The 21,729-nt window shown below is 67.2% G+C and carries 20 protein-coding genes; 8 read left to right on the top strand and 12 right to left on the bottom strand.

Going from position 1 to position 21,729, the window contains the following annotated elements:
• Positions 1 to 12 precede the first annotated feature (12 nt).
• A complete protein-coding gene (locus tag NX02_RS14285; protein WP_025292880.1) occupies positions 13 to 432 on the top strand; it encodes a DUF2147 domain-containing protein in 420 nt (139 codons plus the stop codon).
• 89 nt (positions 433 to 521) lie between these two features.
• On the opposite strand, the gene NX02_RS14280 is transcribed toward NX02_RS14285, so the two are convergent.
• Positions 522 to 1,004, bottom strand: a complete 483-nt coding sequence (locus NX02_RS14280; RefSeq protein ID WP_025292879.1) for a pyridoxamine 5'-phosphate oxidase family protein — start codon at positions 1,002 to 1,004, stop codon at positions 522 to 524.
• A 225-nt stretch (positions 1,005 to 1,229) separates the two neighbouring features.
• Between NX02_RS14280 and NX02_RS14275 the strand changes: the two genes are divergently transcribed.
• Positions 1,230 to 1,709 (top strand): hypothetical protein, encoded by a 480-nt coding sequence (locus NX02_RS14275; RefSeq protein ID WP_025292878.1) that lies wholly within the window; start codon positions 1,230 to 1,232, stop codon positions 1,707 to 1,709.
• Between the two features lie 27 nt (positions 1,710 to 1,736).
• Here the strand turns inward: NX02_RS14275 and NX02_RS14270 are convergent, their stop codons facing one another.
• Positions 1,737 to 2,990, bottom strand: a complete 1,254-nt coding sequence (locus NX02_RS14270) for a mechanosensitive ion channel family protein (protein ID WP_025292877.1) — start codon at positions 2,988 to 2,990, stop codon at positions 1,737 to 1,739.
• 5 nt (positions 2,991 to 2,995) lie between these two features.
• On the bottom strand, positions 2,996 to 4,045 hold the full coding sequence (locus NX02_RS14265) for a DNA topoisomerase IB (RefSeq protein WP_025292876.1): 1,050 nt from the start codon (positions 4,043 to 4,045) through the stop codon (positions 2,996 to 2,998).
• A gap of 100 nt (positions 4,046 to 4,145) precedes the next feature.
• Here NX02_RS14265 and NX02_RS14260 point away from each other — a divergent pair, with 100 nt between their 5' ends.
• The gene (locus tag NX02_RS14260; protein ID WP_025292875.1) at positions 4,146 to 4,703 is read left to right on the top strand and encodes a type 1 glutamine amidotransferase domain-containing protein; all 558 of its coding nucleotides are present in this window, start codon (positions 4,146 to 4,148) and stop codon (positions 4,701 to 4,703) included.
• Here NX02_RS14260 and NX02_RS31600 read toward each other — a convergent pair.
• The gene (locus tag NX02_RS31600) at positions 4,648 to 4,884 is read right to left on the bottom strand and encodes a hypothetical protein (protein ID WP_084717794.1); all 237 of its coding nucleotides are present in this window, start codon (positions 4,882 to 4,884) and stop codon (positions 4,648 to 4,650) included. The genes NX02_RS14260 and NX02_RS31600 overlap by 56 nt on opposite strands.
• A 99-nt stretch (positions 4,885 to 4,983) precedes the next feature.
• On the opposite strand from NX02_RS31600, the gene NX02_RS14255 reads away from it, so the two are divergent.
• Positions 4,984 to 5,661 (top strand): LexA family transcriptional regulator, encoded by a 678-nt coding sequence (locus NX02_RS14255; RefSeq protein ID WP_025292874.1) that lies wholly within the window; start codon positions 4,984 to 4,986, stop codon positions 5,659 to 5,661.
• 21 nt (positions 5,662 to 5,682) lie between these two features.
• On the opposite strand, the gene NX02_RS14250 is transcribed toward NX02_RS14255, so the two are convergent.
• Positions 5,683 to 8,700, bottom strand: coding sequence for a M16 family metallopeptidase (locus NX02_RS14250; protein ID WP_025292873.1), 3,018 nt, complete (start codon positions 8,698 to 8,700; stop codon positions 5,683 to 5,685).
• A 54-nt stretch (positions 8,701 to 8,754) separates the two neighbouring features.
• Here NX02_RS14250 and NX02_RS14245 point away from each other — a divergent pair, with 54 nt between their 5' ends.
• Complete coding sequence (locus NX02_RS14245; protein ID WP_245648850.1) at positions 8,755 to 9,270, top strand: DUF2721 domain-containing protein; 516 nt, start codon at positions 8,755 to 8,757, stop codon at positions 9,268 to 9,270.
• A 23-nt stretch (positions 9,271 to 9,293) separates the two neighbouring features.
• On the opposite strand, the gene NX02_RS14240 is transcribed toward NX02_RS14245, so the two are convergent.
• The 3 genes from NX02_RS14240 to NX02_RS14230 form a co-directional block, all read right to left on the bottom strand.
• Positions 9,294 to 10,523, bottom strand: a complete 1,230-nt coding sequence (locus tag NX02_RS14240; RefSeq protein ID WP_025292871.1) for an MFS transporter — start codon at positions 10,521 to 10,523, stop codon at positions 9,294 to 9,296.
• A complete protein-coding gene (locus NX02_RS14235; RefSeq protein ID WP_025292870.1) occupies positions 10,520 to 12,109 on the bottom strand; it encodes an arylsulfatase in 1,590 nt (529 codons plus the stop codon). The genes NX02_RS14240 and NX02_RS14235 overlap by 4 nt, the downstream gene beginning before the upstream one ends.
• 241 nt (positions 12,110 to 12,350) lie before the next feature.
• Entirely contained in the window at positions 12,351 to 14,720 is a 2,370-nt protein-coding gene (locus tag NX02_RS14230; RefSeq protein WP_025292869.1) for a TonB-dependent receptor, read from the bottom strand.
• 352 nt (positions 14,721 to 15,072) lie between these two features.
• On the opposite strand from NX02_RS14230, the gene NX02_RS14225 reads away from it, so the two are divergent.
• Both NX02_RS14225 and NX02_RS14220 read left to right on the top strand, forming a co-directional pair.
• Positions 15,073 to 16,212, top strand: coding sequence for an oxidoreductase (locus tag NX02_RS14225; RefSeq protein ID WP_025292868.1), 1,140 nt, complete (start codon positions 15,073 to 15,075; stop codon positions 16,210 to 16,212).
• A 211-nt stretch (positions 16,213 to 16,423) separates the two neighbouring features.
• Positions 16,424 to 17,194, top strand: coding sequence for an SDR family NAD(P)-dependent oxidoreductase (locus tag NX02_RS14220; RefSeq protein ID WP_025292867.1), 771 nt, complete (start codon positions 16,424 to 16,426; stop codon positions 17,192 to 17,194).
• Between the two features lie 19 nt (positions 17,195 to 17,213).
• Here the strand turns inward: NX02_RS14220 and NX02_RS14215 are convergent, their stop codons facing one another.
• Positions 17,214 to 18,146 (bottom strand): hypothetical protein, encoded by a 933-nt coding sequence (locus tag NX02_RS14215; protein WP_025292866.1) that lies wholly within the window; start codon positions 18,144 to 18,146, stop codon positions 17,214 to 17,216.
• Between the two features lie 102 nt (positions 18,147 to 18,248).
• On the opposite strand from NX02_RS14215, the gene NX02_RS14210 reads away from it, so the two are divergent.
• Positions 18,249 to 19,559: an SLC13 family permease gene (locus NX02_RS14210; protein WP_025292865.1), complete on the top strand. Its 1,311-nt coding sequence runs from the start codon at positions 18,249 to 18,251 to the stop codon at positions 19,557 to 19,559.
• A gap of 37 nt (positions 19,560 to 19,596) precedes the next feature.
• On the opposite strand, the gene NX02_RS32995 is transcribed toward NX02_RS14210, so the two are convergent.
• From NX02_RS32995 to NX02_RS32470, 3 genes are read right to left on the bottom strand one after another with little or no spacing between them, the layout of a single operon-like run.
• Positions 19,597 to 19,956, bottom strand: a complete 360-nt coding sequence (locus NX02_RS32995) for a hypothetical protein (protein WP_162232681.1) — start codon at positions 19,954 to 19,956, stop codon at positions 19,597 to 19,599.
• A 51-nt stretch (positions 19,957 to 20,007) separates the two neighbouring features.
• Positions 20,008 to 20,571, bottom strand: a complete 564-nt coding sequence (locus NX02_RS32475) for a hypothetical protein (protein ID WP_158014021.1) — start codon at positions 20,569 to 20,571, stop codon at positions 20,008 to 20,010.
• On the bottom strand, positions 20,568 to 21,560 hold the full coding sequence (locus tag NX02_RS32470; protein WP_158014020.1) for a hypothetical protein: 993 nt from the start codon (positions 21,558 to 21,560) through the stop codon (positions 20,568 to 20,570). The genes NX02_RS32475 and NX02_RS32470 overlap by 4 nt, the downstream gene beginning before the upstream one ends.
• Between the last annotated feature and the right edge of the window lie 169 nt (positions 21,561 to 21,729).

The following is a 21,729-nucleotide window of genomic DNA, read 5'->3' as shown; positions in this document are numbered from 1 at the left end:
CATCTCGTGGCCATGGCGATTCGCGCGTTCCCCCTTCTCGTGGCCACCGTGCTGGCCGCAATGCCCGTGTTCCCTGCTTGGGCGGCGGACGCCATTGCTGGCCGCTGGGTGACGGAAGGCGGCAAGGGGCTGGTGGAGATTGCCGCGTGCGGCCGTGCGCAGTGCGGCAAGATCCGCCGCGTCGGCGACCCCAAGGCGCCGCACACCGATATCAACAACCCCGATCCCAAGCTGCGCACCCGGCCGCTGCTGGGCTTGCAGGTCCTCCACGGTTTCACCGATGCGGGCGCGGCGTGGAAGGGCCAGATCTACGATCCCGAAAGCGGGAAGACCTATCGCTCGATCGTCCGCCTCAACCGCGACGGCACGCTCGAGGTGAAGGGGTGCATCTTGTTCCTGTGCCGCGGGCAGACGTGGACACGGGCGCGCTGAGGGCGGATATTCTGCACAGCGTCAGACATTTCCTCCCCGACGCGTAGCGTCGGGGAGGACCATCGGTAACTCGCGTGCCGATAGGCGGTTCAGAACGTCAATTCAGCATGCTTGTCCGCAACCTCGGCGCGCAGGTCGCCGCCGAAGATACGCGTAAACAGCCCGGAATAGCTCGAATCGGCCAGCCAGATTTCGGCATCCTCGATGTCGAGCCGCAGCAATGTCAGCGACGCATCCTGTCGGCCGTCGGGATACCAGGTGGCGACCTTGGCGGACCAGAAGTGGTCGATCATCGCCGGGTTGTTGTCGATCGTCAGTACGCCATGCAGGCAGGCGAACAGATCGTGGCCCTTGGCGACGAACTGCGCCATCGCGCTGCCGCCATGGTCGAGGCCGGTGACGAGGCGATTGTCCCGCGAGGTGAAAATCCACAGCGGCCCGGACGTGCCGTCATCGAAATGCGCGGTCATCGGCAGCGAATGCTGCGGGCTGTTGTCCAGTGCCACCATCAGGAAGGGGCTTGCCTTCAGATCCTTCCAGAAGCGGTCGCGGATGTCGGTGTCGGTGGTCATCTCCGTCTCCTCCGATTGTCGCGATATTGGGACTCAACCGGCGAGCGGGAACACGGTTCCGCACTCCGGGCGGGTCGGTGCGGCGCGCTGCCGATGGCCCTCCGCCGTTCGTCGAACGGACAAGGTCGTTCGTCAAACGAAACGGAACCATGTGGTGATGATCACAGGGTTTGCCGGCGTCCTTCAGCAAACGGGTCGCAACACCGTATCAATGAGGGATCCGAAATGCTGTTTCATGTTTCGATCGAAGCCGATGAACCCCGCCGTGTTGCCGGCGTGCTGGCGGAGATCATGGGGGGTATCGCCACGCCCTTTCCCCCCGTCATCGATGGATCGTGGGTCGCGCATGCCGGCGACGATCGCAACACGCTGGTCGAAGTCTACCCGCGCGGCACCGAACTGCACCGCGCTGCGGATGGCGCGACCGGCCTGCTCGCGCATCGTCCGCGCCACAACCCTACCCATTTCGCGCTGGCGACGGCGCTGGCCGAGGATGCGGTGAAGGCGATCGCGGCGCGCGAGGGCTGGCATGCCGAGACCTTCTCGCGCGATGGCCTGTTCCATGTGATCGAACTGTGGATCGAAGGATCGCAGATGATCGAGTTGCTGCCGCCGTCCTTCCAGGCGGAGTATCTGGAATCGCTCACGATCGATCGCTGGCGCGCGATGCTCGGTGGCCATCCGGCGATGGCGGAGGCGGCATGATCACCAGCCTGTTCGCTTATGATCTGCTCAGTTCGCGGGTCCTGCCGAGCCGCCGCCAGAGCCGGGCCCCTGCGGCGGAACCGGCGTGTCGACGTCGCGGTCACCGACATCGGACACCATCTGCACCGCCGGATAAGGCATGATCGCCTTGCCGTCCGGCGCAGCCGTGAAACTCGTCTGCGTGGGGTAGGCGAACTCGATGCCTTCCTTCTCGAAGGCCTGCAGGATGGCGAGCATCACATTATGCTTGCGCGCCAGCACATGGGCATAATCCTCGTGATGCACGTCGAACTGGAAATCGAAATCGATGCTGGAGGCGTTGAAGGCGCTCAGCACGCAGCGGAAGAAGGTGCAGCTTTCTTCCGCCTCGACGATCGCCTTCATCATCTCCGGAATGCGCGCCAGCGTCGCGACCGGCGTCTGGTAGATTACGCCCAGCACCACCGCGATGCGACGGCGGTCGAGCCGGGCGAGGTTGTACAATTCCTTGTTGAGCAGGTTGGTGTTGGAGATCACGATCTGCTCGCCGGTCAGCGCGCGCACCCGCGTGGTCTTGAGGCCGATCGCCTCGACCGTGCCTGAGGTCGTATCCCACTTCACCGAATCGCCGCGACGGAATGGGCGATCGAACAGGATCGAGAGCGCCGCGAACAGATCGGAGAAGATGCCCTGCGCGGCGAGGCCGATCGCGATGCCGCCGATGCCCAGGCCCGCGATCAGGCCGGACACGTTCACGCCCAGATTGGCGAGGATCAGGATCGCGGCGACCGCGAACAGCGCGACCGTCACCAGCAGTCGGATGATGCCGAGGGCGCTTTGCAGCCCGCTATGATCGTCGAGCGTGCCGGCGCGATGCTCGATGACGCCGAGAATCAGTTCGCGCAGCCAGATCGCCGCCTGCAGCATCATCGCGACCACGAACATCGCGCGGATGATCGCCAGCAGCGTCGGCGGGGTCGAGGCGTAGGTCGCGGTCGCCTGGATCGCGACGATCACCATGAACCAGAACTGGGTCGCGGCGACCACGCGGCCGATGATCCCGCGCCAGTGCGTGCGGTTCGGATCGTAGCGGCACAGCCGCAACCCCACCGAGCGGAGGCTCATCAGCAGGAAGACGATGCCGACGCCGATCAGCGCACCGATCACGACATGCATCGTGTGGTCCGAAATCCAGTTGCCGAAATCGCGCGCGGTGGCCTCGAGGTCGGGCAGGGACGCCGCCGGGGTCTTCGCGGCGGCGGGTGCCGAACTGTTGGCGGCGGTGGCGGTGGCGTTGGTCATCCGGGTCAGGCTGCCTTGGTTGCTTGCGTTGCCGCGGTCTCGAGCCAGTCGATCAGCCCGCGTTCCGCCGGGCTGAGATATTTGGTCTGGCGGGGGCGGGGCAAGGCACAACCGGCGCAGGGCGTGCCGCACAAGGTAAGCAAGGCAGGGTGGACATAGGATTTGCGCGCGATCGCCGGGGTATTCCCCAGCGCCGCGGCGACGGGTTCGAGCAGCGCCTTGATCGACGGATGCTTCTCTTCCGCGTGGCACAAGGCGTCATAGGCGATCACGCTCGCGCCCCAGGTGCGGAAATGCTTGGCGGTGAAATCATTGCCCATCGCCTCGCGGATATAGGCGTTGACGTCGGTGGAGGTGACGGGGTGCGCCTCGCCCTCGTCGTCGAGATACTGGAACAGGTGCTGGCCCGGCAGATCCTGGCACTTCTTGACGAAACGCGCGAGCGACCGGTCCGAGATGGTCAGCATCTGCACCTTGCCGCTCTTGGCGCGATACTGGAGCTTCAGCGTCGATCCGCGCACCGCGGCATGACGGCTGCGCAGCGTCGTCGCGCCAAAGCTCTTGTTCGTCTTCGCATAGGTCTCGTTGCCGATCCGCACGCGGCCGAGATCGAGCAGCCGGACCACCGCCGCCACCGCCTTGTCGCGGCCGAGCCCGCGTCCGGCGAGATCCGCCTCCACCCGCGCGCGCAACAGCGGCAGCGCGCGGCCGAAGGCGGCGCAGCGATCATATTTTTCGGCATCGCGCGCGGCGCGGAAATCGGTGTGGTAGCGATATTGCTTGCGGCCGCGTTCGTCATAGCCGGTCGCCTGGATATGGCCGTGCGGCAACGGGCAGAACCAGGCGTCGCGATAGGCGGGGGGCAAGGCGATCCGGTTGAGGCGGTCGATCTCCTTGCGGTCGGTGATGCGCTGGCCGGTTTCATCCCAATAGCCCCAGCCGTGGCGAAGCTTGCGGCGGGTGATGCCGGGCAGCGCATCGTCAATGAAGCAGAGCGCCTGCGGCGGTGAGGCTGGACTCTCCCCGGGCGGGCTTTTCTTTGTGGCCTTCGTCATGCCGTGTCCAACTTTCGCCCTGCCGCTTCGTTCCGGAACCGCGCTGCCGGCCAAACGCTGGCGCGACATTCGCAATTCGCAACCCTTGAAGGAGGCTGCCATGACGAGCATCGCCGATGCCAAAATCCTCATTCTCGCCACCGACGGTTTCGAGCAGGTCGAGTTGTTCGGCCCGCGCGAGGCGCTCATCGATGCCGGTGCCACGGTTCATCTCGCATCGCCCAAGCGCGAGCCGATCCAGGGCATGAAGCATGATGAAAAGGGCGAGACGATCACGCCCGACCTGCTGCTCGACGAGGTGGATTGCGCGGCCTACGACGCGCTGCTGCTGCCCGGCGGCGTCGCCAATCCGGACGCGTTGCGCACCGAGGCGACGGCCATCGAGATCGTCAAGCGCTTCGTCGATGCCGGCAAGCCGGTGGCCGCGATCTGCCACGCGCCGTGGTTGCTCGCCGAGGCGGACGTCATCGGCGGCGTCACCGTCACCAGCTGGCCGTCGATCCGCACCGATCTGGCCAATGCCGGCGCGGAGGTGGTCGACCGCGAGGTGGCGATCGACCGCAACATCATCACCAGCCGCAATCCCGATGACGTCCCCGCGTTCAGCAGGGCTCTGATCCAGGCAGTAACGGAAGCGGAGCCGGTGCCGGCGGAGTGACCTCCAGCGGCTGATGCCCGGCGATGAAGGCGCGGACGCGCGCCACCGTCGCCGGGCGCGGCTCACGGCCGGCGCGCAGATCATGGACCAGCCGGGGGTCGCCCAACGCCTCGCGGCCGAACCGCGTGGCGGAGGTGGACGTGGCGCGCAGATGGCGCTCGATCTCGCGGAGCAGGGTCATCGTTCATCCCGGCGGGCGATTCGTTCGCCCGCTTCGGCACCTCATCTTCCTATCCAAATCCTACTTGTCTAGGATTTTTCCTACCCTTATCTTCCTGCCATGACCGACTCCGATCCCAGGGCCGCGCTCGACGCCGCGATCCGCGCGCGGGGGGAGGATTATGCGTCGCTGTCGCGCATGCTCGGCCGCAACAGCGCCTATATCCAGCAATATATCAAACGCGGCACCCCGCGCCGGCTGGGCGAGGAGGAGCGGCGCAAGCTGGCGGCCTATCTGGGCGTGCCCGAGGCCGAACTGGGCGGCCCGCCGGATCGCAGCGCGACCGCTGCACCGGCTGAACAGGCGGCCGGCGCCGACGCGCAGTTCGACGTGATCCTCGTGCCGCGGCTGGCGATCGGCGCATCGGCGGGGCCGGGGGCGATCGCGGGGGAGGAGCGGATTCGCGATCGAATGCCGTTTCCCGCGCCCTGGCTGCGGCAGGTGGGCAGCAGCCCCGCCGCGCTCTCGGTGATCCGCGTTGAGGGCGATTCGATGCTGCCGACGCTCGGCCATGGCGATGACATACTGGTCGACGCGGGCGATGCCGCGGGGCGGCTGCGCGACGGCATCTACGTGCTGCGGCTGGACGAGGCGCTGCAGGTCAAGCGGCTCGCCCTGCGCCCCGATGGCGGCATCGACGTGCTCAGCGACAACCGTCACTACCGCGACTGGCTGGGCATCGCGGCCGACCGCGTCGGCATTGTCGGCCGCGTGCTCTGGGTCGGGCGCCGGCTCTGAGCGCCGGCGATTGCCTTGGCCTTATGGCTGCGGCGTACCCGTCGGCGGCACCGGTGCCGGCAGCCCGCCGGGCGCCGGAAGCGCGGGCGCCGCAGTTGCCGGCGCCCCCGGCTTGGGCAGCACCGTCAGCGAAAAGCTCTTGCCCGGCAGCAGATATTTGGCCGCAGTCGCCTGCAACACCTCGGGCGTGATCGATGCGAGATCCTGGGGAAGCTGGCGCAGCGCCGCGGCGCGGCGCGGATCGGTCGATACGCCGCCGAGCTGCTCGATCCAGAAGGTGTTGCCGCTCGATGCGCGCGCGACATATTGCTGCATCGGCCCCACCGCACGTTCAAGCTCATCCGCCGTTACCGGCTTGGTCGCCAATTCGACCGCGATCTCGTTGACCATGCGGTAGAAGGCGGCGACCTGATCGGGCTCGATCTGGCTCATCGCGAAGATATAGCCGCCGGTGTCCATGCCCACCGGCCAGCTCGTCGACACGAACGGGCTGTAGCTGGCGCCCTGTTCCTGGCGGAAGCGGTCGAACAGGCGGTCGCTGAAGATCTGCGAGAGCACCTCGAGCCGGCGGCTCTCGGCGATGCCGGCGATGCCGCCGCCGGTCGGCCAGGCGATCGTCGCCGCGGCCTGGTCGGCGGGGCCGTTATGATAGCGCAGTTCCGGCTTGGTGTTGTGCGCGGGGAAGCGGGCAGGGGCGCCCGGACCCGTCACTGGCTTGCGCTTGGCGAGCGCGCCGAAGGTCTTTTCCGCGGCAGCAATCGCCTGTTCGGTCTCGAAATCGCCGAACAGCAGCACCTCGATCGGGCCTTCCTTCAGCAGCGGCTCGAAATGCCGGCGGAACGCCTTGCCGTCGAGCGCCTCGATCTCCTTGCGGGACGGCGTGCTCCAGCGCGGATCCCCGCTCTTGAGCAGCGACGGCAGCTCGCGGTTCATCACCGCCGATGCGTTGGCGGACTGCGCCTCATAGCCCGCGAGCATCGCCGCGCGGAGGCGCTTGATCGGGGCCTCGTCCCACTTCGGGAAGCTCAGCTGCGCCGCCATCAGGTGAAGCTGATCCTCCAGATCCGCGGCGCGCGTGACCGACTTGAGCTCGAACGCGTCCTCCTCGGTCTCGAACTGGATGCCGATGCGCCGGGCGCTCGTCAGCCGGTCGAGCTCGTCGGCGCCGAGATCGCCGATGCCGCTGGCATAGAGCACCGCCTCGCCCGCCCAGTGCGGCGTCTGCTTCCTGGGCGACAGGCTGCGCACGCCGCCGCCGAAGCGGACATTGACCATGATCTTGTTGGCTTCGGCATTGTTGGGGAACAGCACCAGCCGCACGCCGTTGGACAGCTCCACCGTCTCCATGTTCAGCAGCGACAGCGGTGCGCGGCTGACGATGGTGGCGGGGGTGCCGCCGATCGGCGGTACCCGATCGAAGCCGACCGGCGCCTGATCCTTGCGCGCCTCGGCGATGTCGACCTTGATCTCGGTCTTCACCGCCGCGGCGAGGTCGGCCTCGCCGTTGGGGATATCCTTCGGGGTCACCATCAGCGCGCGATCGGCGGTGCCCGTAAACAGGCGGCGGGTGCCTTCCAGCATGCGCTGCGGGGTCGCCTGGCCCTTCATGCCGCGGAAGATGTCGAGGATCACCTGCGGCGACGCGGTGGTTTCGCGGATATTGACCGCCTGGAGGATGTCTTCCGCCTGCTTGGCGGCTGCCTCGGTGCGCGACGTCTGCACCTGGACGTTCAGCGCCTCGTCAAGCTCCTGCCATTCGCGCTCGATCTCGGCTTGGCTCGGCGCCACTTCCTTGGCCTGGGCGATCACGGTGCGGACGTCGGTCAGCGCCGTCTTCCAGTCCTCGCCGATCGGCTGGACGAAGATCGTGGTCGCGTTGGCGGAGCGCGCGACATCGTCGAAGCTCACCTGCGCGGCGATATAGCTGCCGCCGGCGCGGGCGCGGGTCTCCAGCCGGCGATTGATGATCATCATCGCGAGCTGATCGAGCATCTTGCCCTGATTGTAGACGATCGTGTCGTCCTTGAAGCGCCACGGCCGCAAAGTCGCCAAGGTCAGCAGCGGCGGCAGCGAGGGCTCGACCAGCACGCGGCTGACCGGCTGGTTGGGATCGGGATCGCCGAAGTCCGGCTCCGGCGGGTTCGGCCCCTTGGGCTGCCACGCGGAGAAATGCTTCTGGATCATCTGCGCGAAGATCGCCGGGTCGCCGTCACCCGCGATCGCGATCACGGCCTTGTTCGGGCGATACCAGCGATCGTGGAAGGCGCGCAGCGACTCCGCTGTGGCGCCGCGCAGCGTCTCGATGGTGCCGATCGGCATGCGATTGGCGAGCGGCTGCCCGGCGAAGAGCAGGCTTTGCTGCACTTCGAACGCGCGGCGCTGCGCGCCCTGCGATTCGCGGTTCTCGGCCAGGACGACGGCGCGCTCGGTATCCACCGTGGACTTGGTGAAGGTGGGGCCGGACATCATGCCGGCGAGCATCTTCAGGCTCTCGTCGAGGCTTTCGGGCGTCGCGCGCGGCAGGTCGAGCTTGTAGATTGTCTGGGTCGGCGTGGTCTGCGCGTTGGTGTCGCTGCCGAAGCTGGCGCCCAGGCGCTGCCAGATGCGCTTGGCCTCGCCATCGGGCACGTGGGTGGAGCCGCGGAAGCTGAGATGCTCGATGAAGTGGGCGAAGCCGCGCTCGCTGTCCTGCTCCATCAGCGAACCGGCATCGATCGCGACCCGCACCGAAACCTGGCCCGGCGGCACGCCGTTGGCGCGGGTGGCATAGCGCAGCCCGTTGGCGAGCGTGCCGAAGCGCCAGTTGGTGTCGGGCGGGATGTCGCTGCGCTCATAGAGCCAGGGCGTCTCCGCGGGTGCCGGGACGGCCGCAGGCGCGGCGGATCCGGGCTGCGGAGCCCGGGGCGCCGGCTGCGCCGGGCGCGGTTGCGCAGTCGCGGGCGCCGACTGCTGCTGGGCGGCCGCGATCTGCGGAGCAACCAGCATGACGGCGATCAGGGGAAGGGCGAAGCGGGCGAAACGCCGATACTCGGAGCGCATATGCGGCCTGTCTATCGGCCTTTTCCGCCGCCCGCCAGTGACATCGATCGAAACATGGCGCGCGCCGCCGTGATGCTTGACCCTGTCATCGAGCATCGTCACCCTTGTGCGATGCTCAGCGGACCCGCCGTAACCGACATCGCCCACACCATCCAGCTCGCGGTCGCGCCCGTGTTTCTGCTGGCCGGCATCGGCGGCATCCTCAACGTGTTGGCCGGGCGGCTGCAGCGCGTCGTCGATCGCTCGCGCTTTCTCGCGACGCTGCACGGGGAATCGACCGGTGCAGAGCATGAGCGCCATGTGTGGGAATTGCGGCTGATCGACCGCCGCATCAAGGTGGTCAGCGCATCGATCGCGCTCAGCGTCGCCAGCGCGATCGCGGTCTGCCTGCTGGTCGCGCTGCTTTTCGTCGCCTCGCTCGCGCAGCTCCGCGCCGCCGTGCCGGTGGCGATCTTGTTCGTGCTGGCGATGATGCTGCTGACCGCGGGGCTGGTATCCTTCGCCTATGAGGTGCGGCTGGCGATCATCAACGTGCGCGTGCCGCGCGAACTGCTCGAGAAGGACACGTAACGCGAGAAGGGACACGTCGGCGGCTAGCCCGCATCGAGCGCGCGCGCCCGCGTTTCGGGCAGGGCGAGCCACACCAGCGGGATCGCGAGATAGGCGCTGAACGCCAGCCACGCCGCCGCCGGGCCGATCGCGCCCAGCCTCGCGGTGAGCCCGCCCAGCACCACCGGCGCGATCACCACGCCCCAGCGGCCGATCAGGTTGTGGCACCAGCCATTGGCGGCGGCGCGCAATTCGGTGGGGAAGAGTTCGGAATTGAGCGTGTAGGCCGCCACCCACACCCCCAGCGCCGCCTGCAGCCCGAGGAAGCCGGCGGCGACCGCCCACCAGCTCCCGGCGGTGTAGCAGAACTGGGTGAGGCCGCCGAGCGCGGCCATCATCACGCTCACCGTCCAGCGCCGGCCGATCAGGTCGAGCAGCCAGCCGGTGCCGAGATAGCCCAGGAAGCAGCCGGCGAGCCCGATCGGCGCGATCCGCGCGAAATCGCCGGGAACCCAGCCGCGTTCCTGCACCGCATAGAGCGTGAAGAACAGGCTGGAGACCGCGGTGGCGAAATTGACGATCAGCCACAACAGGCTCATCGCGACGAACCGCCCGCGCAGGTCGCGCGCCACCAGCCGCCGCACCTCGCCCAACGCCGAAAGGCGGGGGCGTCCCTCCGCCTGCGCGGCCAGCCACACCGGGGTCTCGGCGAGCTTCCACAGCAGCAGCGGCGTCAGCAGCAGCGGCAGCGCGCCGATCACGAACAAGGTCCGCCAGCCGAGCGGACTGGCGAGCGCGGGCGCGAGCACGAGGAAGGGCAATGCGGCCCCGAAGCTGCCGAACGCGCCGAGCAGCCCGTTGGCGCGGCCGCGCGCGGCGGGCGGCAGGCTCTCGCTGACGATGAGATAGGCGGTGGCGATCTGCGTCACCAGCAGCGCGCGGGTGACGAGCTGGATCGCGGTATAGTGCGCGACCGATTCCGACAGCACCGTCGCCAGCGATCCCAGCGAGAAGCCGGTGGCGGACAGCAGCAGGATCGGTCGCCTGCCGAAGCGGTCACCCAGCCGCACCAGCAGCCACGCGGCGATCGACCCCAGCGCGATGATCCCGAGCGCGCGGCCCAACTCGGGCGCGGCGGCGCCGAAGTCCTTCGCGAGATAGGGCAGCACGACGCTGGTCGCGCTGATGTCGAACCCCTCGAACATCACCACCAGCGCGAGCATCGCGATCAGCCCGACATGCGCGCGGGTCAGCCGTTCGCCGGCAACGCTCATCCCGCGTCGATCTCGAACAGGCTCACCGGCCCCTCGACCACGCCCACCTGCCGCACATAATCCTCCCAGGCCGCGACGAGTGCCGCCAGCTGCGCGGGCTGGTCGGCGGCGCGGTCGCGGGTTTCGCCGGGGTCGTCGGCAAGATCGTAAAACTGCCACGCGCCGACGCCTTCGGGCGGACGCATCCACACGGCCTTCCACTGATCGCGGCGGATCGCGCGGCGGCCGAACAATTCCCATCCGGTCTCGGTGCCGGCGGGGTGGATGGGGGCGCCGCCGTCCGCGAGGTGCGCGGCCATCGATCGGCCGCGCGGCCGCTCCACCGGGCGGCCTTGATAATCGGCGGGAAAACCAAGGCCGGCGCGCTCCAGCAGCGTCATCGGCACGTCCATCGCGGTGCCGAAGGCGTGGCTGATCGCGCCTGCGCGCACGCCGGGGCCGCTGGCGAAGAAGGGCACGCGGATGCCGCCCTCGGTCGGGAAGGATTTGTGCAGGCGGGACGGGGCGGTGGCCGCCTGCGCCCAGCGCGGCCCGTACCAGCAGCAGCTCGTCGGCCCGCCGAGATTGTCGAGGCTGTTGTCGAAATGCGCGTCGATCTGCGCGGCGATCATCTTGCCGACGATCGGCATCGCCTCCACCATCGCGCCCTCCGCGCCATTGTCCGAGAGGAACAGGATCAGCGTGTCGTCGAGATCGCCGGCGGTGCGAAGCGCCTCGACGACGCGGCCGACATTCCAGTCCATCCGGTCGACCATGCCGGCATAGACCTCCATCGTCCGCGCGGACCAGGCGCGCTGCGCCGGCGTCAGCGTCGCCCAGTCCTGCCCGTCGACGAAGGGATGCGGCACCGCATCGGGCGGGCACAACCCCATCTCGCGCAGCCGGGCGAGCCGCACCGCGCGCAAAGCCTCCGGCCCATCGTCGTAACGGCCACGATAGCGCGCGATGCTGGCGTCGGGCGCCTGCAGCGGCCAGTGCGGGGCGCTGAACGGCAGATAGGCGAAGAAGGGCCGATCGCGGGGGCGCTCGGCGAGATAGGCGATCAGCCGGTCGGTGAAATAGTCGGAGGAGTAGAAATCGTCCGGCAGGCGATCCACCGGCCGGCCATCCTCCTGATAGGCCGTGGTGACGATCGAGAAGCGGTCGAGCCCCTCGCCGGCGAAATGACTGGCACCGGCGGGCAGCAACGCGAAGGACCGATCGAAGCCGCGCGCGGCGGGGATGCTCGTCGCGGTCTCGCCGAGGTGCCATTTGCCCGACAGCAAGGTGTGATAGCCGGCATCGCGCAGCAATTCGGTGACGGTCACGACGCGGTCGTTAAGATGCCCTTCATACCCCGGCGCGCCGGCGAAGCCGGGTTGGGCCACCTCCAGCATCGTGCCGATGCCGGCGAGGTGCGGATCGGTCCCCGTCATCAGCATCGCCCGTGTCGGCGAACAGGCGGGGGCGGAATGGAAATCGGTGAAGCGCGTGCCGGCATGAGCGAGCGCGTCGAGGTGCGGGGTGGCGATTTCGCCGCCGAAGCAGCCGAGGTCGGAGAAGCCGAGATCGTCGGCGACGATGAGGAGGATGTTGGGGGAGGTCATAGCCCCTCCGCGCAGATGCCGCGGGGCGCGAAAGGAGGTGCCGCCGCGCCCCCTCGCCCCTTGGGGAGAGGGACGGGGAGAGGGGGGAGTCGCGCTATGCGCAAAGCCGTGTCGGACATGTCCGAAGCCTGATCGAGCCAGCCCGTCAGACCTTTACGCTCGGCGCGACTCCCCCCTCTCCCCAACCCTCCCCCCGAGGGGGGAGGGGGCAGGGCGGCACGGCCTCGATCATCGGCGACCCTCACAGCGCCGTCCGCAACGTCACGCCCCATGTCCGCGGATCGCCCAGGATCGCCGTCGACTGCCCCGTGTTGAACGCGGACGGGTTGATGATGCTTTCGTAGGTCGTGTCGAACAGGTTGCGCGCGAACAGCGCCACGCCCCATTGCCCGTCCGCCGCGCGCAGGCCGATGCTGGCGTTGGTCACGTGATAGCTGCCTGCCAGCGAGTCCGCCGCGAGATTGTAGGTGGTGTAGAAGCTCGAGCGATAGGCATGGTCCGCCGCGAACACGATCTCATGCCCGTTGCCGAGTGCCGCGCGATATTCGCCGCCCACGCTCGCCGCCCATTTTGAAACGCCGGGCAGCCGCCGGCCGCTGAGGTCGCACACCGTCGCCAGCCCGAGATATTCGACCGGGCAGGGGGCGTTGGTGAAGCTGCGATAGGTGGCATCGGTATAGGCGCCCGAGGCGAACAGGCTGAGCCCCGTCACCGGCCGCACCCGCACATCCATCTCGAGCCCGCGCGAGCGCACGGTGCCGACATTGGCGATATAGGCGGTCTGCGCGATCCGCGTGTCGATCTGCTGGCTCTGATAGTTGCGCACCGTCTGGGTGAAGGCGGCGAGGTTCAGCGTCACGCGATCATCGAGAAACTGCGTCTTCAGGCCGGCTTCCCAATTCTGTACCTTTTCCGGATCGATCACGCTGGGCGCGGCGGTGGCGTTGAGGTTGAGCCCGCCCGACTTGAAGCCGCGCGCATAGGTGACATAGGCGAGCACGCCCTCCACCGGCTTCCACGATGCGGTGGCGCGGCCGGATAGATTGTCCTCCCTGGTCTCCGCGAGGAAGGTCGGGATGTTGGCGGCAAAGGCGTTGCGGATCGCCTGCGCGCCCAGCAGCACTTCGCCCGGCGTCAGCGCCGGCCCGCGCTGGATCTGGCCGAACGCGCCATCCTTTTTCTCGTGCGTATAGCGCAGTCCGCCGGTGAGGCTCAGCGTATCGGCGATGTTCCACGTCGCCTCGCCGAACGCGGCATAGCTGCGCGTCCGCGCGGTGGCGCTGCCATCCGCGAACAGCCCGTTGAGCGCCGCCTGGCCGCCGACCGAGGGCGCGGTGCCTCCGGGTGTCGCCGGCCCCAGGATCCAGAGCGCGGCGTCGCGGCCATAGATGGTGAAGAAGCGATCATCGATGCGCTGCCAGAAATAATAGAGCCCGGCGACATAATCGATCGTGCGCTTGCCGTTGCTGGCGACGCGCAGTTCCTGGCTGAACTGTTCCTGCGTCTCGCGCACGCCGGCATTCTCGAAGATGTCGAGCCCGATCACGTCGCCATCGGTCGCCGGCTTGTAATCCAGCTTGCGCCAGCCGGTGACCGAGGTGATCGTCGCCGCGCCCAGATCATAGTCGGCGATCGCGGTGCCGCCATAGGTCTCCATGTCGACGCTGAACGGCCGGTTGGTCTCCAGTTGCCGCGCATCGGGATCGATCGGCAGCGGCGCGTAGCCGGCGCGGGCGGTGCGGATCAGGAAATTGTTGGGCAGGGCGGTGCCGTCGATCCGCGTGGTGCGGATCGTGGTGGTCACGCCGGTGCAGCAATCCTGCTCCAGCGAGGAATAGTCGCCGATCAGCCGCAGGCTGAACGCGTCGTGGTTGTCGAACAGGATCTGCCCGCGCGCGCCGAAGCTGGCAAGATCGTGCACGCGCCGGCCGCCCTGCCGGGGGATGGTCTGGAAGCCCTTGTCGCGCAGCGTGTTCGTCACCGTCAGCCGCACCGCGATGCTGTCGGTGATCGGCGCGGTGCCGGTGGCGCGCGCCTGCAGCGTCCGGTAATTGCCGAGGCTGATCTCGCCGCGGAAGCCGGGGGTGAAGGATGGCGCCTCGGTGGTCAGGCTGATCGCGCCGGCGGTGGTGTTCTTGCCGAACAGGGTGCCCTGCGGCCCGCGCAGCACCTCCACGCGCTGGAGGTCGTAGAGGTCGAACGCGGTCTGCGCCGGCCGGCTGTAATAGACCTGGTCGACATAGACGCCGGCGCCATATTCCAGCCCCAGGCTGGCAAAGGCCGGCGTCGCGCCGAGCCCGCGGATGTTGATGTTGGTGTTGCGCGGGTTGGTGGCGGTGAGCTGCAGGCTGGGCGCAAGCTGCTGCACCTGCGCGAGGCCGATCGTCCCCGGCACCGTCACCTGCGCCCCGCTGAGCGCGGTCAGCGCGATCGGCACATCCTGTGCACTCTCCTCGCGCCGCCGCGCGGTGACCACGATGTCGTCTTTGGTGATGCGAGCGGATGAGTAGATGAACTCGAGCGGCTCCTGCCGTTGCTCCGCCTCCTGCGCCGCGACCATGCCGGGCCACGCCAGCACCGCCACACCCGCGACCAGCCACCCTCTCCGCATCCCGTCCTCCCCTTGGGCTCTGCATTCATTTTTGATGTTGAATGCTGATTATGTCTCCGCATAGTGTAGGGAAGAGAACAAGAATATGTAAATGTGCGTAAAGTTTGGAGAGGGCGACGAATGTTGGCAAGGGCGACATGGTGGCGGTGAGCGGCCGAAGCGTATGCGCGCTTGCGGCCGAGCTTAGCCCCTCCCCTTCAGGGGCGTGGGGTCGTCCAGTCCCCCGGACTGGACTTGGACTGCCGGGGGCAGTCCAACCCCGTGCCGGGTTGGGGTGGGGGCTGTCCGTTCCCATCGGCGCTGGCGGACATTCCCCACCCCCAACCCCTCCCCTGAAGGGGAGGGGGGCGATATGAGCGACGCTTCGAACCCCCGCGACGCGCTCTTCACCCCGTTTCACTCCCGCACCCTCAACCTGCCCAACCGCATCATCATGTCGCCGATGGGCCGCGCCCACGCCGCCGCCGGCCGGCCGCACCCGGATTATGCCAGCTATTTCCGCCGCCGCGCCGAGGGCGGCGTCGCGCTCGCCATCACCGGCGCCGCCGCGATCGCGCACGACCTCGCCGATTATGACGGCACCGGCCCGCATTTCTTCGGCGACGATGCGCTCGACGGCTGGAGCGAGGTGCTGGCGGAGGTTCACGCTGCCGGCGGCAAGCTGATGCCGCAGCTCTGGCACACCGGCATGGCGCGCAAGACCGAGACCCTGGGCGGCGCCCCCGCGATCGGCCCCTCCGGCTATGCCATCGCCGATCTGGAGGCGCGGCGCGGCCCCAGCGGATCAGCGATGGACGGGCTGGACATGGCGGCGGTTGCCGAGGCCTTCGCCCTGTCCGCGGCGGCAGCGCAGGCGCGCGGGTTCGACGGGGTGGAGATCCACGCCGGCCACGGCTTCCTGCTCGACCAGTTCCTGTGGCCCGCCACCAACCGCCGCGGCGACGTCTATGGCGGCCCGCCGGAAAACCGCGCGCGCTTCCCGGCGGAGGTGATCGCCGCCTGCCGCGCCGCGGTCGGCCCCGACTTCCCGATCCTGCTGCGCCTCTCGCAGTTCAAGATCGACGCCTATGAGGCGCGCATCGCCGAGACGCCTGAGGAGCTTGGCCGGCTGCTCGCGCCGCTGGTCGCGGCCGGGGCGGACATCCTCCATTGCTCGCAGCGCGAGGCGTGGGAACCGGCTTTCGCCGGCGATCCGCGCAACCTCGCCGCCTGGGCGAAGGCGCTCACCGGCCTGCCGACGATCGCGGTCGGCTCGATCGGTCTCGGCGGGCTGTTTACGGAGGAGGAAGCCGCGACCCCCGGCGCCAGCCTGCCCGGCGTGTCGCTGGCGCGGCTGGACGCGGTGGCGGAAGCGCTGGCGGCGGGCGACTTCGACCTGCTCGCGGTCGGCCGCTCGTTGCTCGCCGATCCCGAATGGCCGGCGAAGGTGCGCGACGGGCGCGAGGCGGACTTGCGCCCGCTCGATCTGGCGGCGCTGACGACCTTGGTGTGAGGGGGTGCACTCAATCCGATCCCAAAACCCCGATCCCCAACCCCAAGCCGTTCGCCCTGAGTAGCGGCTGAGCGAAGTCGAAGACGCGTATCGAAGGGTCAAACGCGGAGCAGGTGCTTCGATACGGGCCCTCGCCAGGCTCAGTCCCTGCTCAGCACGAACGGTTGGGGTGGGGGCGATGATTAAATCGACAGAATAGGGAGAGACCAACATGCGACGCTTCCAGAACCGCGCCATCCTCGTCTCCGGCGGCGCTTCCGGCATCGGCCGGGCGACGGCGGCGCGGCTGGTGGAGGAGGGCGCGCAGGTGCTGTGCGCCGACATCAACCTCGCCGGCGCGGAGGAGACCGCCGCCAGCCTCGCCGGCACGGGCGCGGAGAGCGGCGGCAGTTGCGCCGCGATCGCGCTCGACGTGACCGACCCGGCCGCGTGCGACGCTGCGGTGGCGGCGGCGGTCGAACGCTTCGGCCGGCTGGACGGGCTTGCCAATGTCGCCGGCATCGGCTGCTTCGGCCATGTCGCGACGACCAGCGACGCCGAATGGGCGCGGGTGATCGCCGTCAACCTCTCCGGCGTGTTCCGGATGACCCGCGCCGCGCTGCCGCCGCTGACGGAGACCAAGGGTGCGATCGTCAACATCGCCAGCGCCGCCGGCCTCGTCGCGACGCCCTATGCCGCGGCCTATTCCGCGTCCAAGAGCGGCGTCCTCGGCCTTACCCGCACCGTCGCCGCGGAATATGCGACGCGCGGGCTGCGCGTGAACGCGATCTGCCCCGGCGCGGTCGACACCCCCCTCATCGCCGGCGGCTTCGACGCGATCGACGGCGTCGACATGGGCCTGTTCAGCCGCATGACCCCGCTGCTCGGGCCGATGGCGCAACCGGCGGATATCGCGGCGGCGGTAGCGTTTCTGCTGTCGGACGATGCGCGGTTCGTGACGGGGGCGGTGCTGGCGGTGGATGGCGGGCAGACGGCGATCTGAGCTGCGCGCGGGCGGCGCCTCACTCCACCCGCGCCGCTCTGGCGAGCGACCAGGTGGCCAGCACGTCGTCGCTTTCGGGGTTCTCGATCCGCAGTTCGTCCAGCGTCACGGCGACGGCACAGACGGGGCGCTGGGCGATGCCGCCGGTCTGGATGCAGTGCACCGGCCCCTTTTCCGGCCCCCTGTCCGGCCCCCAGTCCGGCACCGATCCGATCCGGCCGGTCAGGCGAATGCGGAACCCCTGGGACGCCTTGAGCGCCTCGGGCGCGACCCGCTTGACCGTATCGAACGCGCGGGACGATGGTTTTGCCGTGGCGCGCGGCTCGGCGGGGATGAACTGCGCAACCGCGAGCGTTTCGGCCGTTGCCGCCGGCGGCTGCGCATCGGCGGGCGCGGCAGCGCCGGTGCCGCGCGGGCATCGGTCGGCCGTCGACCAGGGGCGCTCGATCCAGAAGCCCTCGATGCGGGGCGCGGGCTCCGGCGGCGGCGCATCGTCGGGGGGCGGCTCGCCGGCGGGCGCGCTTTCCGCAAGCCCCCAGTCGGACGGTTGCCAGCGTGCCGGTTCCACATGGATGCGCAGCGTCTGCGCGTCGAAATCATAGGTCCAGCGGAGCGGCGCCGTGCTGCCCTCGGCGGTGGGGCCGTCGCAGCCGAAGGGCAGGATCAGGTCGAAGCGGTTGCCGGCAGCCGCGGTGACGCTGTCGGGCAGCGGCGCCTTCGCTGCCAGCGCGTCGGCGGCCTGGCCGGCGAGCGCGATGATCTCCGCACGCTGCAGCACGCGCTGCACCTTCACCCGCGGCGGCGCTTCCGGCAGCGGCAGCGGCGTGGCCGCCGGCGGTGGCTGCGGCAGCGTCTGCCGGCCGAGCTGGAACCCGGCGGCGCCGATGGCGATCGCGGCGATCAGGCCACCGGCGATGGCGAGGCGGCTTGTCCTGAGGTTCGGCTCCCGCATAGCCGGAGCTTAGCAAAATCAGCCGCTTGCTCCAGCACTCAATGACGCCTGTTGACGATCGATGCGTTGACAGCGGCGTGCGCGGAGCGGAGGCAGGTGGGGATGACGGTCGATCAGATCCTGACGCTGCTCGTGCTTGGGGCTGTCGTGCTCGTGCTGATCTTCGATCGGCTGCGGGCGGACGTGGCGGCGCTGACCGGCGCGGCGGCGCTGCTGATGGCGGGCGTCGTCCGGCCGGTGGATCTGCAGGGCGCCTTCGCCAGCCCCGCGATCGTCGCGCTCGCCTCGCTGTTCGTCATCGCCTACGCGCTCGAACTGTCGGGCCTGCTCGATCGCGCGATCGAACGCGGCACGGCGATGTGCCGGCGGCTCGGCGCCAAGGGCATCTGGCTGCTGCTCGCGATGATCGGATGCGTTTCCTGCGTCCTCAACAGCACGCCCATCGTCGTGCTCGGCGCGCCGGTCATCCGCGATGTCGCCAACGCGCTCGGTCTCTCGCCCAAGCGCTTCCTCATGCCGCTCGCCTATGTGACCGTGCTGAGCGGTTGCTGCACGCTGATCGGCACCTCCACCAACCTGCTGGTGGACGATATGGCGCGCGTCGCCGGCCAGCCGCGCTTCGGCATGTTCGAGATCACGCCGGTCGGGCTGGCGGTGGCGCTGTCGGGCGGGCTCTACCTGTTCCTGTTCAGCAACCGCCTGCTGGGGGGCGTGCATGCCGACGACCGGCGCGACGGCGATCCTGCGCCGCCCACGCCCTCGCACATCGCCAGCGCGCAAGTGGGCGATGCCAGCCTCTTCGCGGAGCGTCGCCCGCTCCAGCCGGTGAAGGCGCTGACCGCCTTCGCCGTGTTCGCCGGCGCGGTGGCGCTCGCCGCGCTCAACGTCGCGCCGATCGCGGCGACCGCGTTCGGCGGGGCGGTGCTGCTGATCCTGTTGCGCGTGATCAGCGCCGATCAGGCCTATAGCGGGCTCAAGCCCGAGATCCTGATGCTGATCGCCGGCATGGTCGTGATCGGCATCGCGATGGAACAGAGCGGCCTCGCCGCCGCCGCCTCGGGGATCCTGATCGCCGGCGTCGACGGGCTCAGCCCGCTGGTGGCGCTGATCGTGCTCTATCTGGTGACGATGGTGCTGACCGAACTGCTCTCCAACGCCACGGTCGCGGTGCTGGTGACGCCGGTCGCCGTGGCGCTGGCCGAGAGCCTGGGCGTCAGCCCCCGGCCGTTCCTCGTCGCGGTGATGATGGCGGCGAGCGCGGCGTTCGCGACGCCGTTCGGCTATCAGACCAATGTGCTGGTCTACCAGATGGCCGGCTATCGCTACATGGACTTCGTCCGCGTCGGCCTGCCGCTCAACCTGATCACCTGCGCCGCCGCGATCGCCGCGATCAGCATGTTCTTTCCGTTCTGAATTTGACCGATTTCATATGTGCGCCACGCGCCAGACGTTACTGCAAATGCTGACTTAGAAAGCGCCTTAATGCGGGTGAGATATCGACGTTAATGCCCGGAAGTGAAACGGTCGTTCCGGCGATGTTGTGCTCAGATAAACCGCCCTCCACTTCGGGTCCATCTGGGCCGACTGCAAGGTTCCACCTGTGAATGCTGCGCCACATGTTCTCTCTCCAACCGCAGTCGAGACCCAGCGCAAACATATTGATCGGCCGCCACACTGGTATCGCGCTATGCCGGTGCTCAACATAGCCAGTTTCGATCCCGAGCGGAATCATTGCGCGACGACGTCGAACGACCCTTTCAATCTGTTGCTCGCTTTCCCCTATCCGAATGCGTTGCCGCTGATTTGCCATATTTACCTCGTTGTCAGATTCATGTTCCAGTTCATGCTGATTTACAAACCCCTACTGGAGGTCGGAAAGATTTATAGTTTTTCCGAATTCAGAATCTCTAGGAAATAGCTTATCCGTATTTGCAGAATGGGCTGCATTTTCAACGGTTTTCTTTCGCGCCTCGTCGACCGCAATATCATGCCTAATACGAAGCGCGCTTCGTAAAATTGCAGGAACGTGCCAGGCGCGTAAGATGATTAATGCCGACCCGCCAATCACCAAGGATTGCCCAAATCTTGGGAATATTTCTGTTGACAGGTATGGAATTCTTGTCAGGAGTGCTGGCGTGGGGATGCTTATTGAAAACAGTGCGGCGAACACGATGCCGACGCATGCCAGAAGAAAGAACAGGGCGTCTATCGCTGAGACCAATTCTTTCTGAAGAGAATTGATCGCCATAACGGAACGGCCTCCAGACGACATGCTTGCAATGATCAGGGATACGGTTGGTAAGATGCTCGCTGAAATCAGACCGAGGAAGGTGCTAAGAAGCCTGCCAGGGTCACCATTCAGTGTCGCTGGCGCCAAAGCGGCGCCAGCGATAAGGCCGATCGTAAGGCCGGCCCATTCGGTCACTCGAACTGGCAATCGATTTTTCCTCTGGTGGCCCATTCACGCAAGGCGTTCACAATCTGTTCCATAGCAGATTGCGGATCGATAAGCGAACCTCCGCCCACTGTGTCAACCTCGCGTTGAACGGAAAGTTTGACGATTCCGCCGCGTTCACTTCCATCACCTTTGAGGCCGAGATCGGCTGGATCAATGTTTCTGAGTGCCTCATTGATCGTTGCACGGGAAATCGGCCTTTTCTTGCGTTGCCGTTCCTTGATGAAGACCTTGAAGGAACCTTCTACCCATCCCCCTTCTGGAATCTCTTCGCCCAAGCTTACGAGGGCCTCGTTGCTCCAACCGAGTATGCGGAGAATGTCAAAAACAGTTGCTTGCTCATGTTCTGTGGCGTGACCGGCCTCCCGCTCTACAATACGTTGTAGACCTTCGGCAGCGGGTCCGTGGCTGGGCGCAGCAGAAACGGTGATCTCTGACGATTCGGAAAGCTCTTTTCCGTCACCTGTCAGGAATTTCGAATTCAATATTACAAATTGTTCTGGGTCAATTTCATCGGCTTTCTGAAGAAGTGCCGTCAAGTATCGTTCAAGGGTTCGGCCCTTAACCTGCTGCCCTTCAATTAACCCAACATGATTGCCTACAGCAGCGAAATAGAGGGCTCCGCGAAGTACCTTTGCGCGCGCCCCGAGGTCAATATTCTGAAGAACAAATTCAGGGGAGTCATCTTCGAGGGATTGAAGGACTGCCTGCACCTCTGTGCCATCTTGCAAATGTATAATCTGACCTGCAAATATGGGGCCGTCCCATGTCTCTGGTGGTGATATTTTGTTAAGAATGACCAAGCTTCCATCTTGATCCAGATTCAGGATTCTCGATTTGGCAGTTTCAGCCCAGCCGCGCCGACGCAAAACTTCCACGATCATTGCCTTTAGGTCGATGTCCTCCCAAAGGTTATCAGTTTTCAACTGCCGATATTGAATCGTGAGCTTCTTTGCCACTTGGTCCCTCCATTCGTGGCAATGCTGCGCATCACAGCGAGAAATGTCGAGTTTAAACGTATGGCGGGTGGAAACCTTACGATCACGGCTCCCGTTGCCATACTGGCTATGGAGATCAAAGCCCAAAGCCTAAATGGCGTTGACGGTTTCTGAGATGACAGAGCACGGG

Origin of the sequence: Sphingomonas sanxanigenens DSM 19645 = NX02, from assembly GCF_000512205.2 — a bacterium.
GTDB lineage: Bacteria > Pseudomonadota > Alphaproteobacteria > Sphingomonadales > Sphingomonadaceae > Sphingomonas_D > Sphingomonas_D sanxanigenens.
The sequence above is the reverse complement of the archived record's forward strand: the minus strand, read 5'-3'. Positions and strand labels throughout refer to the sequence as shown.